We start from the raw sequence: 16,055 nt of genomic DNA, 5'->3' as shown, positions 1-16,055 counted from the left end.
TATTCGGACAAAGATAATTGGAAGTAATTTTCTTTTCCTTAATTTCGTGCTAAATTAGTGAAGCTTTGTCTTTTTCAAGAAAAGGTGAAAAGAAGAACGAGCTAATTAGGTACTAAAAAGATACAATAACGTCCAAACAAAAGCTCCATCAAACCACTACAAGACATATATTTTTCGTTAGGAAGTAATCAAGGTAATAAGTTCGAGTTTTTGCAAAAAGCTGTGAATGCTATTTTTGAGCAAATTGGCGCTGTTGTTAAAATTTCGGCAGTGTATCAAACACCGGCATTGGGTTTTGAAGGAGACGATTTTATGAACTGTGTGCTATTGGTGCAGAGTAATCTATCTTCTCGAAAAATACTCGAAACTATTTTGGCTATTGAAAAGCGATTGGGAAGAGAGCGCGATAGCACCGAACGTTATAGTTCGCGTCCTATCGATATTGATATTCTGGCAATAGGCGCTGAGGTAAAAGAAACGAAAAGTCTTACTGTTCCGCATCCCGAATTGCAAAACAGACGCTTTGTGTTGCAGCCTTTTTCAGAAGTAAATCAAGAGTGGGAGCATCCAATTTTAGGGAAGAATGTTCGCCAATTACTGGAGGAGACAGAAGATGCTAGTGTAATTACAAAACAATCTAAATGGCTTCGGAATCCTAGAAAAGACTACGATGTTTCTAAATACAATTACATTGCTATTGAGGGAAATATTGGTGCTGGAAAAACAAGTTTGGCAACCATGTTGTCGTACGATTTTAATGCAAAATTAATTTTAGAGCGTTTTAAAGACAATCCGTTTTTGCCTAAGTTTTACGAAAATCAAATGCGTTATGCGTTTCCATTAGAGATGTCTTTTTTGGCAGATCGGTACCAACAATTATTAGAGGACATTAAACAATTCGATTTGTTTCAAGATTGTGTAATTGCCGATTATGATGCTTATAAATCTTTAATTTTCGCAAAAGTTACCCTTCAGGATGAAGAGTATAACTTGTATAAAAAGCTATTTTACTTAATGCACAAAGAGCTTCCGAAGCCCGATGTGTATGTGTATTTGTATCAAAATACAGAACGCTTGTTAGAGAACATAAAAAAGCGTGGTAGAAAGTATGAGCAAAGTATAGAAACGGGGTATCTTCAAAAGATAAATGAGGGATATTTAGAATTTATAAAGTCTCAACAAAGTGATACGATTAAGATTATTGATATTTCTGAAATGGATTTTGTAAAAAGCCGAAAAGATTATTTGGCGATTCTGAAGCAAATTATCGATTAGGATTACTTCTTCAGTTTACAGAATAAATCCCAAACCACGATTCCAGTACTCACCGAAATATTTAAAGAATGCTTGGTTCCGTACTGCGGAATTTCAAGAACCACATCACTAGCCGACACAACTTCTTGGGATACGCCTTTTACTTCATTCCCAAAAACAATGGCATAGGTTTTTCCACTTTCCGAAGCAAACGAATCTAACGAAGTGCTATTTTCTGCTTGTTCGATGGCGGCAATTACAACTCCCTCTTTTTTCAGTGTATGGATGAGGTCTAGTGTGTTTTCAACATATTCCCAAGCAACACTATCGGTAGCTCCCAGAGCCGTTTTTTGAATATCCTTATGCGGAGGTGTTGCTGTAATTCCGCAGAGATAGATTTTCTGAATTAAAAAAGAATCGGCAGTTCTAAAAACAGATCCAATGTTGTTTAGACTTCTAATATTATCTAAAATGATAATAATAGGTGTCTTTTCAGAACTTTTAAATTCTTCTGGATTGATTCTGTCAAGTTCGCTATTCTTTAATTTTCTGTGTTTCATAGTTTTTTGTAGAAAGAAGCAAAGGTAAAATTTTATAGATGAAATAAGTTCAGAAAAGCATTGAATAGATTTTTAGTGTTCAGTAATTAATATCTATTGTCCGCTCGAACTGATACTAGGAGTTTACTTCTTTGTAATAGACGTTTATTATTAAAGTAATAGTATTAAATTGATTTTGACTATTAAAATTTGCCTTTTTTAAAATATTATAGCGCTATTTTCAAAAATCGGGAATGCGTTTGCTTATTGTTTTTGAAAAACTGTCTTAAAAGCGCTTATTTTTAGTTTTTGAGTAAAACCACTCTTTTTTGTGAAAAACTTTGCACAAATAAAGAGGACTAGTTTTTCTATAAAATGGATTAATACCTACTTTAGCTTTTTAAGTTTGAAACTAGAAAATATGGCAAAAAAAGTCACTCCTTTAATGAAACAGTATAATACCATCAAGGCTAAATATCCTGATGCGTTATTATTATTTCGTGTGGGCGATTTTTACGAAACCTTTGGGGAAGATGCTGTTCGAGCAGCGGGAATTTTAAATATTACACTTACGGCTCGGAATAATGGAGGAGATAATGTAGAATTGGCAGGTTTTCCGCATCATTCGTTAAATACGTATTTGCCAAAGTTAGTAATGGCAGGCTGTCGTGTTGCTATTTGCGATCAGTTGGAAGACCCTAAACAGACCAAAACTATTGTAAAACGAGGCGTAACCGAGTTGGTAACCCCTGGAGTTGCCTTAAATGACGATATTTTACAATCGAAATCGAATAACTTTTTGGCAGCGGTTCACTTTGGATCTGCTTCAAAAAAGACGATAGGAGTTTCATTTTTAGATGTTTCAACGGGTGAGTTTTTAACTGCGGAAGGTTCTGCAGAATATATTGATAAGTTGCTTCAGAATTTTAATCCTTCCGAAGTACTTTTCAGCAAACAAAAGCGAAAGTTATTTACTGAAACGTTTGGTGATAATTTTCATGTATTTCATTTAGAAGATTGGGTGTTTCAGGAAGATTATGCGGCAGAAACACTTCAGAAACACTTTCAAACTAAGAATTTAAAGGGTTTTGGTGTGGCCCATTTGCAAGAAGGGATTATTGCTTCGGGTGCCGCACTTCATTATTTAGGAGAAACCCAACACAATAAACTACAACATATTACACGTGTTTCTCGCATTGCCGAAGACGCCTATGTTTGGATGGATCGATTTACCATTCGGAATTTAGAGTTGTACCACTCGTCACATCAAAATGCGGTTACGTTATTAGATGTCATCGATAAAACGACCTCGCCCATGGGCGGGCGCTTGTTAAAACGATGGATGGCCCTTCCGTTAAAAAGCGTAGAAAAAATTAACCGTAGGCACGAAGTTGTTTCCTATTTATTGGAACATTCAGACGTACTTCAAACCATTCAGCAACACATAAAACGCATTGGCGATTTAGAGCGCTTAATTTCAAAAGTAGCTACGGGGAAGATTAATCCGCGAGAGGTTATTCAACTTAAAAATTCCTTAGAAGCTGTGATTCCTGTAAAAGCTAAGGCTTTGCTTGCTGAAAATGAATCGGTAAAAGCCATAGGAGAACAACTTCATGACTGTGAATTACTTCGGAATAAAATAAAGGAAACCTTATTTGAAGAAGCTCCCGTAAATATATTGAAGGGGAACTCGGTGGCGGAAGGTTTTAATGAAACGTTGGATGAGTTACGCGCAATTTCCACAGGTGGAAAGGAATATTTAGACCAAATGGTAGCGCGTGAAATAGAGCGCACGGGGATTACATCCTTAAAAATAGCGTCTAATAATGTATTTGGATATTACATAGAAGTTCGCAACACGCATAAAGATAAAGTTCCTGAAGAGTGGATTCGGAAGCAAACGTTAGTAAATGCAGAGCGTTATATTACAGAAGAATTGAAAGAATATGAAGGTAAAATTTTAGGAGCAGAAGAGAAAATTGCTGCTTTGGAAAGAGAAATCTTCGAAAAGTTAGTGATTTGGATGCTTCAATTTATTAGTTCTGTACAGCAAAATGCCGCATTAATTGCCGAATTGGATTGTTTATGTTCGTTTGCGAGTCATGCAAAAGTGGCAAATTATGTGCGACCAGTGTTTGATGATACTTTCGATTTAGATATTAAGGAAGGACGTCATCCCGTAATAGAAAAACAATTGCCGCCAGACAGTCCGTATATTTCAAACGATGTATTTCTAGATCGTGAGAATCAGCAAATTGTTATGATTACGGGACCTAATATGAGTGGTAAGTCGGCGATTTTACGACAAACGGCTTTGATCGTTTTATTGGCACAGATGGGAAGTTTTGTTCCTGCGGAAGCCGTGCGAATGGGCGTTGTAGATAAAATATTTACACGCGTAGGTGCGAGCGACAATATTTCGATGGGCGAATCTACGTTTATGGTAGAGATGAATGAAACGGCGAGTATTTTGAATAATATTTCGGAGCGAAGCTTGGTGTTGTTAGATGAAATTGGTCGTGGTACAAGTACGTATGACGGTATTTCGATTGCTTGGGCTATAAGCGAGTACTTACATGAGCATCCTTCGCACGCTAAAACATTGTTTGCAACCCATTATCATGAGATTAATGAAATGACCGAAACGTTTTCTCGTATTAAAAACTACAATGTTTCGGTAAAAGAATTAAAAGATGATGTTCTTTTTCTTCGGAAACTAATCCCTGGAGGTTCACAACATAGTTTTGGGATTCACGTAGCGAAGATGGCAGGAATGCCGCAAGCTGTATTAAATCGTGCAAATAAAATTTTAAAACGTTTAGAAAAATCTCATTCTTCGGAAGAATTAACCGAGGAGATGAAAAATATTTCAAAAGAAGAAATGCAATTAAGTTTCTTTAAGTTGGACGATCCTTTGTTGGAAGAATTGCGTGATGAGATTTTAGATATTGATATTGATACACTTACGCCGGTAGAAGCTTTGATGAAATTGAATGAAATAAAACGAATGTTATTGCGGAATACAACGGTAAAAATTAAAAAGTAAATTAATTGATTAATTTCTTTGAAAAGGCTTTGTGTTTGTTGTAAAAATTTTAAATTTGCATCCGCTTTGCTATAGAAGCTACGTTCATTAAATACTGCGAAAATAGCTCAGTTGGTAGAGCGCCACCTTGCCAAGGTGGAGGTCGCGGGTTCGAATCCCGTTTTTCGCTCGAAAAGCTAGGTCTGAAAAAGATCAAAAAATAACCTAAAGTATCCGGTCTATTTTAGCTTTGAAAGTAATATATTTTCCTTACTTTTGTCCGAGGAAATGAAAAATACCAATGCTGATGTGGTGGAATTGGTAGACACGCCGGACTTAAAATCCTGTGCTCATTTGGGCGTGCGGGTTCAAGTCCCGCCATCAGTACTAAAGCTCTTTCTTAATTGAAGGGGCTTTTTTTATGCACTATAGTGGCGTAAAATAATTGAGTGTAGCGGTGCTTAGCTTCTTTTAATAGCTAAACAAATCGTTACTAATATACTTTTATCTTAATTGAAAGGTATAATTGCGCAATAATTTGGAGTTTTTTGCTCCTGAAACCCAGAGGTTTTTTACTATAAACTATAAGTCGTCGCTTAGAATTTTCTTGATTTCCTCATCAACTTCACTCATAAGTTCGAATGAGTTGTTTTGATTTTTACTAATTCTATACGAAATATAGATAACGAAAAGTAAAATAGGAACAATTAAAGGAAGAGAATACCAGAAATCGAATTCATCTACGTACTTAATTTCGTTGTTAAGCACACCTATAAATTGAAAAAGAAACATGGTAAAGGGTACAAGTATTGCATATTTCCACCAATTATTAGAGGTTAAAAACCAGATTCCGGTTAACATAACTAGAATTACTTTGGTGAATAATGTGTAGATAAAACTTTGCACATTGCTAAAACCATTAGATCTGATGGTGCCAAAAACGGTTTCCCATTCGGATGATTCAGGGGGTGCTAGTCTGTAAAGGTAGAATAAAAAAGGTGTTGCAATCAGTAATAATGATAGCAACACCCCAACTAATATAGAAAACTTCCTACCCGTTAGGTGGAATTTCAATTTTGTCTTTATCGATTTGTTGCTCATCATTAGATAATGATTCTGGGGTACAACTTGCTGCTAAAGCAAGCAGGGCAAAAATAAACATTAGTTTTTTCATAATATAAAAAATTTAGGTTTTTGTTATATTCAAAACTACTTATAATGTGAAGCCCTTTTTTATTTTTTAGCGTTTGTTATTAACTTAATTTACAGGTATTTAGTTGATAAAAATATTTTAAATCCACCTCGTAGATACCTATATTTAAACTTTTTTTTCTTTTTATTTATTTCAGTTTTGGTATTAATTAGTTCTTTCCGAAGCTTCTTTTCGTCGTAAATTTTATACAGTTAAACTATATTTTGATGAAATCATGTTCAAATTATCGATGAAAGATGTCTTTTGTCTTTGTTTTTTGTAAGAATTATGTAGGTATGCGCAGAAGAAGGTGGTATTTCGTCGAATTTAAACTGCGTTTCATCGAATATAGGTGTCGTTTAGCTAGAAATTTGGTCTTTAATCGATTAAAATTTTATTAAAATAGCCTAGAACGTTGTATATTTGACCCTTATTATCCCCGCAAAGTTTTTAATATCATATTTTCTTGGCGGGTCTTTTTTACCCTAAGAAATTTAAATAGCATTCGTATGAAAGTCTATACCCCAAACCTACTTAAACTTAATTTTTCTAAGTTTTTATCCTTTACTGTTTTTTGTCTTTTGGTTACAATTGGAGCAAATTCGCAAACGATAGTTCCAACAAATGGATCTGCGAATTGTGAAGACTGTACTCCAAATGATTGGAATAAAGGTGCCGGTACACCCGATATTTCAAACAATACTACAGCTGCTGTCGCCGGAACGGGTGGAGGAGGAGCTAATTGGGTGCAGTCTCCAGGTAGTCCTACGGTAATAACACTTCCGTCACCAGACAATGGTCATACAAATTGGCTATCATTAAGGGATTTGGGTCCCGCGGGAGTGGAAGAGTCTGTAAGTGTTGATATTTTGGATCTAACCCCATCTAGAGAATACGAGGTTCTTGCTTATTCTTTAACTGCAGTTACTAACGATGGAGAATCTAATGTTCCTTATTCTAATGTATATAATGATTATTATACATTTGAAATTGATGGAGGACCAATAGTTCAGGTAAATAATTTGACAATTAATGATTGGCAAACGGATAAGTTGCGTTTTACGGCAAATGATGTAACTGAAACATTAATTTTACGTCCAGGCGCAAATGCGAACACTACTGCGCCTCTTGGGTTTGATGATTTTGATTTTGTCGAATCAGTACAAATTTCTGTCTCTGTCAATGCCATTAATACAGTTCCAATTGCTGATGATAATTCGACCACAACTATAGTGGATACACCGGTTATTTTTAATGTTATTAGTACAGATTTTGATCCTGATGGAAATATCGTTGCCAATACGGTAGATCTTGATACTTCAACATCTGGTATACAGAATTCTATAAATACTGCCGATGGATCATGGAGTGTAGATAGTTTAGGAAATGTAACATTTACGCCATTGTCAGGGTTTTCTGGTGAGGCAACTCTACCATATACGGTAAATGACGATTATACTTTAGATGGATTTAACCATGCAGCAACATCGGCCCCAGCTTTATTGACGGTAAATGTATTACCAGATAGTGACGGAGATGGTATAGATGACGAAGCCGATTTAGATGATGATAATGATGGTATTTTAGACTCTGTAGAAATAGGAGATTGTGCTACCAATAACTCTACTTTAGATTGGGATAATGAATACACAGCAGGAGGAAATTCTCCAACTGCTGGAGATGATCCTGTTGCTACGAATCCAAATATATCTGTAAATAGTGTGGGAATTACGTTGTCCAGATCCACAACAGGTTCGTTGGCGACACAAGAATATCGTGTGAATGTTAGTGGTGGTTACTCGGTAGATCCATATTACACATTGTATCAAAGTTCAACGACCACTGGACAGTCTAACCATATTTTTGAATTTGATAGACCGGTTTATAATTTGAGTTTTCAATTGTATGATGTAGATCATGAGCCAGATACAGGGATTTTTGACGACTCAGATTTTATTGATCGAATTCAAATGATTATCACGAAAGAAGATGGTAGTAATCATATTCTTATACCTTCAGAATACACAATCAGCGGACAAACATACACGTCACCAAACATTTTCATAGGTAATTCGGTAAATGCTAATATGTCGATTGATGGAATACAAGCTTGGATAACTAAAATTGAATTTGTTTATACGAATAATTCAGGTAGTCCAGCTAATTTTCAATCCTTTTCATTAACAGACTTTTCTTTTTGTTCTACGAAAGATACCGATGGAGATGGTATTTTTGATTATTTAGATTTAGACAGTGATAATGATGGTTGTCCAGATGCATTAGAAGGAAATGGTGGACTTAATTACACAAATTTAAATCCAGATGGATCCATAAACACTACAACCAATCCTATTAACGACAATGGTATTCCTGTTGGTCCTGGAACACCCGGAGCTGGGATTACAGGTCAAGATGATGTTAGTAGTACAGATGATCAAGTACAATCTGTGATTTGCCAATGTACTCCTGGAAATCCAGCGTTTGTTGATGTAGATGGCGATTTAGTAGGGGATGCTTGTGATTTAGACAATGACAACGATGGAATAGTGGATGCAGTTGAATGTGGAGGTCCTTTTGTGCTTCAATACAATTATGATGAATCCTTATCTGATAGTACAAAATTAGTATATGTAGCAACTTACGATTCAGCAACTTATACAATTACGGTGACAGAATCGACTGTTGCTCAACATTTTATTGGGCCGGATGGATTGCAAGATGTTAGCGGGGTTACAATTACTGCTGGAGCAACCCCTTCGGTACAAAACTATGATAGAGTCGATGATGAAAGTGCGGTTACTTTTACAAGTTCTGCGCCAATTCAAAATATTCAATTTACAGACCTTGACGATGTAGATCGTTCAAATAATACAGATTATCCTACAGATGCATTGTGTTTTAGTATATTAGGTACTTGGGGTAGTATTACTGGCGATTTAGCAGCATACAATATAAATACGGGTGCTTTAGAGGTGAATAGCCCGTCTGCAAATGCAGCAAACAACCTATCTGTCGGAAATAGTTCTGCAAGCGAGTTTGTTGCTCGTGGTGGTCTTTCTCATGTGTTAACACGAAGTTTGGCAGATGATGATGAAACAAATAATGGTGCTGCAACTTTTATCGCAGATGAGCCATTTACAGTTGCCTCTTTGCTTTTTGAAGATTTAGCACAAAATGGAGCGAGAGAAAGTATATTAAGTACGTTTTCTACATCATTTATTAATGCAACAACAATCTTTTGTTTAGATAGCGATGGAGATGGTATTCCCAATAATTTAGATTTGGATAGTGATAATGATGGGTGTCCAGATGCTTTAGAAGGAGATGGGGGCCTTGATTATACAAACTTAAACCTAGATGGGTCTATTAATTTAGTTACAAACCCAGTAAATGATAATGGTATTCCAGTAGGCCCTGGAACAGCGCCAGCTGGTACAGCAGGACAAAATGATGTAAGTAGTCTGAATGCTTCAGTACAATCTGCGGTTTGTAGTCCTTGTAGTCCTGGTAGTCCGACGTATGTTGATAGTGACGGAGATACTATTGGAGATGCTTGCGATTTAGATAATGATAATGATGGTTTAATCGATAGAGATGAAATGGGGCCATGTGGTCCTTCAGGTATTTTAAGTGAAACGGGTTGGAGAGGTATATTGTACGATGCGCCAAATCAAGATAGCTGGGCTTTAATAAACGGCTCCACAACTTTCCCATCTACTTTTGCCCAAATTGCAACTTTCAATTACAATAAATTTAACCTTACGAGTCGAGCATTTGATGCTGTGCTTTCAACAAGTCCAACTACATTATCGTCTCATCCAGATATAGAAGATTTTGTAGGTACGCTTGTCCCAGATAATGGAAGTGAAGATTCAGCAATTAAGTTTTCAAGAGTTATAGCGAATACTGAAACAGGGATTTACCGATTCGATTTAGGCTATGGTGATGATCATATCGTTATTTATCATAACGGAACAAAAGTGTACGCTATACAAAATGCTTATAGCTCTACTACAAATGATTCTTCACCTTCCATTTCAAATGTGGTGACGTTGACACTTAATGTAGGTGATACATTAGAATATGTTATTGTAGAGGAAAATACTGGAAATACTGCTATTGATTTATATAGTGAAAAAACTTTTGAGTTAGATGGTATTTCAGCGCCAAGATGTATTTTAGATACTGATGGTGATACAATTCCAAACCATTTAGATTTAGATAGCGATAGAGATGGTTGTTACGATGCTCTGGAAGGAGACGGTGGTTTAGATTACACAAATTTAAACCCTGATGGATCTATAAATATAGTTACAAACCCAGTAAATGATAATGGTATACCAGTAGGTCCTGGAACTGCACCAGCTGGTGTAGCAGGGCAGAACGATATAAGTAGTACAGATGCTTTAGTACAATCTGTAATTTGTAATCCTTGTACTTTGGGTCATCCAGACTATGTGGATACAGATGGCGATAGTATTGGAGATGCTTGTGATTTAGACGATGATAACGATGGTATATTAGATAAACTAGAATGTCCTTCTGTTATAGGGGCGGTTAATTCAGGTAACAATACAACTAGTTTAACAGGTTTTTATGAGTCAGAGGGAAATAGTGTATTAGGATTTACTATAAATACTGAGTATGCTTCAAGTGTACTTACATCAACCTCGGGCATACAAATACGATGGGATCAAGAAGCTGATCCAACAACAACTATAGACCTTATATTAGATGCACCGATTTCAGGAAGATTAGATTCTGTTGTTTTAGGAAATGGAGCAGAAGGGGTAACCGTAGGAACTCAAAATTCTTTTAAAGAAATTGTGCTTACATGGAGTGGAGGTGGTTCTGCTGTCCTATATGATCCTTTAGATGAAGTTACTGGTAGAGTTACGGGAGATATTTTGTCTTCAGGAGATATTATTGTAATTAATAATGGTGTTTCTTATTCTTTGGAAGATACAGAATGGAGTATTAATGTTGATATGTCTAATGTAGTAACTTTTCCTACTACAATTTCATTTCTTGCAGATTCAACTATTAACGGTAATTCAGCCTATAATAGAGAAGGTTTTGCATTTACACCTATTCTTAGTTGTCCAGATATAGATGGAGACAGTATTCCAAACAATTTAGATTTAGATAGTGATGGTGATGGTTGTAGTGATGCCGATGAAGCTTATAATGATTTAGATGCCGATGATAATGATACTGGGATTTATGGCCCAGATACGCCAACCTTAGCAAATGGAGGAGTAGATGCAAATGGATTGGTAATTTTAGCTGGAGTTACAGGAAATGTATATAACACAACACCTGCAACTACTGCAGGTGGAGTAAAAACTTTTGAAGAGGGAATGACTGTAACAATAGATACAGCTCCTTCAAATATAATTAAATGTGAAACAGAAACAGCGCAATTTGATGCGATTGCGATTGCAGCTCCTATCGCTACAAATAATCCTGTAGCAACAGCTAGTACAAATGTTACGTATCAATGGTCAGTTAGTACAGATGGAACAAATTATTCTGATTTGGCTTCTGAAACAGGTACGGTAGCAAGTGGCGCTACAGTTTCACTTGTGTTAACAGGTGTGACTGAGGCTATGAGTGGAAATACTTATAAGGTGGTTTTCACAAATGAAGCAAATCTTTGCGGGGCTGAAGCTGAAGCTACTTTAACTGTAAATGCAGAAGATGCTAGTTTTAATTATGATGCTGCTGCGTATTGTGTAGATGTTTCAGATCCAACACCACTAATTACGGGTGATACTGGCGGTGCTTTTAGTAGTGCACCAGCAGGATTGTCATTAACAGCTGCAACTGGGGTTATTGATGTTAGCGCATCGACTCCAGGAACATATTCAGTAACCTATACAACAGCAGGAACGTGTCCTACTAATTCAAGTGTTTCAATAACAATCAACGCTTTAGACGATGCGAGTTTTAATTATGATGCTGCCGCGTATTGTGTAGATGCTTCCGATCCAACTCCGACAATTAGTGGAGTGACGGGAGGAACATTCTCAAGTGCTGCTGGCTTATCAATTAATGCTTCAACTGGAGCAATTGATGTGAGCGCATCCACAGCTGGAACTTATACCGTAACCTATACAACTTCTGGTGCTTGTCCAAATAGTTCAACAGCTTCAGTAACCATCAATGCCTTAGACGATGCGAGTTTTAATTATGATGCTGCCGCGTATTGTGTAGATGCTTCCGATCCAACTCCGACAATTTCAGGAGTGACGGGAGGAACATTCTCAAGTACTGCGGGACTTTCGATCAACGCTGCAACTGGAGCGATTGATGTAAGTACTTCAACGCCTGCAACCTATACTGTAACCTATACAACTTCTGGAACTTGTCCAAATAGTTCAACAGCTTCAGTAACCATCAATGCCTTAGACGATGCGAGTTTTAGTTATGATGCTGCCGCGTATTGTGTAGATGCTTCCGATCCAACTCCGACAATTTCAGGAGTAACAGGTGGAACATTCTCAAGTACTGCTGGACTTTCGATCAACGCTTCAACTGGAGCAATTGATGTGAGCGCATCCACAGCTGGAACTTATACCGTAACCTATACAACTTCTGGTGCTTGTCCAAATAGTTCAACAGCTTCAGTAACCATCAATGCCTTAGACGATGCGAGTTTTAATTATGATGCTGCCGCGTATTGTGTTGATGCTTCCGATCCAACTCCGACAATTTCAGGAGTGACGGGAGGAACATTCTCAAGTACTGCTGGACTTTCGATCAATGCTGCAACAGGAGCAATTGATGTAAGTGCTTCAACGCCTGCAACGTATACAATTACTTATACAACTTCTGGAACTTGTTCAAATAGTTCAACAGCTTCAGTAACCATCAATGCCTTAGACGATGCGAGTTTTAGTTATGATGCTGCTTCGTATTGTGTAGATGCTTCCGACCCAACTCCGACAATTTCAGGAGTAACAGGTGGAACATTCTCAAGTACTGCTGGACTTTCGATCAACGCTTCAACCGGAGCGATTGATGTGAGCGCATCGACTCCAGGAACATATTCAGTAACCTATACGACTTCTGGAACATGTGTAAACACTTCAAATGTTTCAGTAACCATCAATGCTTTAGACGATGCAAGTTTTACTTATGATGCTGCTTCGTATTGTGTAGATGCTTCCGATCCAACTCCGACAATTAGTGGAGTGACGGGTGGAACATTCTCAAGTACTGCGGGACTTTCGATCAATGCTGCAACAGGAGTCATTGATGTAAGTGCTTCAACGCCTGCAACCTATACTGTAACCTATACAACGGCTGGTACTTGTAGAAACACTTCAAATGTTTCAGTAACCATCAATGCCTTAGACGATGCAAGTTTTAGTTATGGTGCTGCCGCGTATTGTGTAGATGCTTCCGATCCAACTCCGACAATTAGTGGAGTAGCAGGAGGAACATTCTCAAGTACTGCTGGACTTTCGATCAATGCTTCCACAGGAGCAATTGATGTAAGTGCCTCAACGCCTGCAACCTATACTGTAACTTATACAACTTCTGGAACTTGTCCAAATAGTTCAACAGCTTCAGTAACCATCAATGCCTTAGACGATGCAAGTTTTAGTTATGATGCTGCAGCGTATTGTGTAGATGCCTCCGATCCAACTCCGACAATTTCAGGCGTAGCAGGAGGAACATTCTCAAGTACTGCGGGACTTTCGATCAACGCTGCAACAGGAGCAATTGATGTGAGCGCATCCACAGCTGGAACTTATACCGTAACCTATACAACTTCTGGTGCTTGTCCAAACAGTTCAACAGTTTCAGTAACCATCAATGCCTTAGACGATGCAAGTTTTAGTTATGGTGCTGCCGCGTATTGTGTAGATGCTTCCGATCCAACTCCGACAATTAGTGGAGTAGCAGGAGGAACATTCTCAAGTACTGCTGGACTTTCGATCAATGCTTCCACAGGAGCAATTGATGTAAGTGCTTCAACGCCTGCAACCTATACTGTAACTTATACAACTTCTGGAACTTGTCCAAACAGTTCAACAGTTTCAGTAACCATCAATGCCTTAGACGATGCAAGTTTTAGTTATGATGCTGCCGCGTATTGTGTAGATGCTTCCGACCCAACTCCGACAATTTCAGGCGTAGCAGGAGGAACATTCTCAAGTACTGCGGGACTTTCGATCAACGCTGCAACTGGAGCAATTGATGTAAGTACTTCAACGCCTGCAACCTATACTGTAACCTATACAACGGCTGGTACTTGTAGAAACACTTCAAATGTTTCAGTAACCATCAATGCCTTAGACGATGCAAGTTTTAGTTATGATGCTGCCGCGTATTGTGTAGATGCTTCCGATCCAACTCCGACGATTTCAGGAGTGACGGGTGGAACATTCTCAAGTACTGCAGGTCTTTCGATCAACGCTGCAACTGGAGCGATTGATGTAAGTGCTTCAACGCCTGCAACCTATACTGTAACCTATACAACGGCTGGTACTTGTAGAAACACTTCAAATGTTTCAGTAACCATCAATGCCTTAGACGATGCAAGTTTTAGTTATGATGCTGCCGCGTATTGTGTAGATGCTTCCGATCCAACTCCGACGATTTCAGGAGTGACGGGTGGAACATTCTCAAGTACTGCAGGTCTTTCGATCAACGCTGCAACTGGAGCGATTGATGTAAGTGCTTCAACGCCTGCAACCTATACTGTAACCTATACAACGGCTGGTACTTGTAGAAACACTTCAAATGTTTCAGTAACCATCAATGCCTTAGACGATGCAAGTTTTACTTATGATGCTGCCGCGTATTGTGTAGATGCTTCCGATCCAACTCCGACAATTTCAGGAGTAGCAGGAGGAACATTCTCAAGTACTGCGGGACTTTCGATCAACGCTGCAACTGGAGCAATTGATGTAAGTACTTCAACGCCTGCAACCTATACTGTAACCTATACAACTTCTGGAACTTGTCCAAATAGTTCAACAGCTTCAGTAACCATCAATGCCTTAGACGATGCAAGTTTTAGTTATGATGCTGCCGCGTATTGTGTAGATGCTTCCGACCCAACTCCGACAATTTCAGGCGTAGCAGGAGGAACATTCTCAAGTACTGCTGGACTTTCGATCAATGCTGCAACTGGAGCAATTGATGTAAGTACTTCAACGCCTGCAACCTATACTGTAACCTATACAACTTCTGGAACTTGTCCAAACAGTTCAAATGTTTCAGTAACAATCAATGCTTTAGACGATGCAAGTTTTAGTTATGATGCTGCCGCGTATTGTGTAGATGCTTCCGATCCAACTCCGACAATTTCAGGCGTAGCAGGAGGAATATTCTCAAGTACTGCGGGACTTTCGATCAACGCTGCAACTGGAGCAATTGATGTAAGTACTTCAACGCCTGCAACCTATACTGTAACCTATACAACTTCTGGAACTTGTCCAAACAGTTCAAATGTTTCAGTAACAATCAATGCTTTAGACGATGCAAGTTTTAGTTATGATGCTGCCGCGTATTGTGTGGATGCTTCCGATCCAACTCCGACAATTTCAGGAGTAGCAGGAGGAACATTCTCAAGTACTGCTGGACTTTCAATCAACGCTGCAACAGGAGCGATTGATGTAAGTGCTTCAACACCTGCAACGTATACAATTACTTATACAACTTCTGGAACTTGTCCAAATAGTTCAACAGCTTCAGTAACCATCAATGCCTTAGACGATGCAAGTTTTAGTTACGATGCTACAGCGTATTGTGTGGATGCTTCCGATCCAACTCCGACAATTTCAGGAGTAACAGGTGGAACATTCTCAAGTACTGCTGGACTTTCGATCAACGCTGCAACAGGAGCGATTGATGTGAGCGCTTCAACACCTGCAACCTATACTGTAACCTATACAACTTCTGGAACTTGTCCAAATAGTTCAAGTGTTTCAGTCACCATCAATGCCTTAGACGATGCAAGTTTTAGTTATGATGCTGCCGCGTATTGTGTAGATGCTTCTGATCCAACTCCGACAATTAGTGGAGTAGC

6 protein-coding genes and 2 tRNA genes are annotated in these 16,055 nt (G+C 38.2%); 5 read left to right on the top strand and 3 right to left on the bottom strand.

Translation table 11 applies throughout. The features are described from left to right. The first annotated feature begins 147 nt into the window (after nt 1–147). On the top strand, nt 148–1,275 hold the full coding sequence (gene folK / locus BLQ00_RS16170) for a 2-amino-4-hydroxy-6-hydroxymethyldihydropteridine diphosphokinase (protein WP_093145360.1): 1,128 nt from the start codon (nt 148–150) through the stop codon (nt 1,273–1,275). A gap of 2 nt (nt 1,276–1,277) precedes the next feature. On the opposite strand, the gene BLQ00_RS16165 is transcribed toward folK, so the two are convergent. Then, on the bottom strand, nt 1,278–1,814 hold the full coding sequence (locus tag BLQ00_RS16165; RefSeq protein ID WP_093145359.1) for an RNA methyltransferase: 537 nt from the start codon (nt 1,812–1,814) through the stop codon (nt 1,278–1,280). A gap of 400 nt (nt 1,815–2,214) precedes the next feature. Between BLQ00_RS16165 and mutS the strand changes: the two genes are divergently transcribed. From mutS to BLQ00_RS16150, 3 genes are all read left to right on the top strand, one after another. Continuing rightward, on the top strand, nt 2,215–4,839 hold the full coding sequence (gene mutS / locus BLQ00_RS16160; RefSeq protein ID WP_093145358.1) for a DNA mismatch repair protein MutS: 2,625 nt from the start codon (nt 2,215–2,217) through the stop codon (nt 4,837–4,839). Nucleotides 4,840–4,935: 96 nt separating this feature from the next. Continuing rightward, nucleotides 4,936–5,008: transfer RNA gene (locus tag BLQ00_RS16155), tRNA-Gly, on the top strand. A gap of 113 nt (nt 5,009–5,121) precedes the next feature. Beyond that, nucleotides 5,122–5,205: transfer RNA gene (locus BLQ00_RS16150), tRNA-Leu, on the top strand. 195 nt (nt 5,206–5,400) lie between these two features. On the opposite strand, the gene BLQ00_RS16145 is transcribed toward BLQ00_RS16150, so the two are convergent. Next, entirely contained in the window at nt 5,401–5,892 is a 492-nt protein-coding gene (locus BLQ00_RS16145) for a hypothetical protein (RefSeq protein ID WP_139149442.1), read from the bottom strand. Continuing rightward, complete coding sequence (locus tag BLQ00_RS17885) at nt 5,870–5,992, bottom strand: hypothetical protein (RefSeq protein WP_262891388.1); 123 nt, start codon at nt 5,990–5,992, stop codon at nt 5,870–5,872. Before BLQ00_RS17885 ends, BLQ00_RS16145 begins: the two co-directional genes overlap by 23 nt. Nucleotides 5,993–6,519: 527 nt before the next feature. Here BLQ00_RS17885 and BLQ00_RS16140 point away from each other — a divergent pair. Continuing rightward, nucleotides 6,520–16,055 (top strand): beta strand repeat-containing protein (locus BLQ00_RS16140; RefSeq protein ID WP_093145356.1); only part of this gene is annotated, 9,536 nt, incomplete at its 3' end.

The sequence above is a fragment of the Ulvibacter litoralis genome (assembly GCF_900102055.1).
Taxonomy (GTDB): Bacteria; Bacteroidota; Bacteroidia; order Flavobacteriales; family Flavobacteriaceae; genus Ulvibacter; species Ulvibacter litoralis.
The sequence above is the reverse complement of the archived record's forward strand: the minus strand, read 5'-3'. Positions and strand labels throughout refer to the sequence as shown.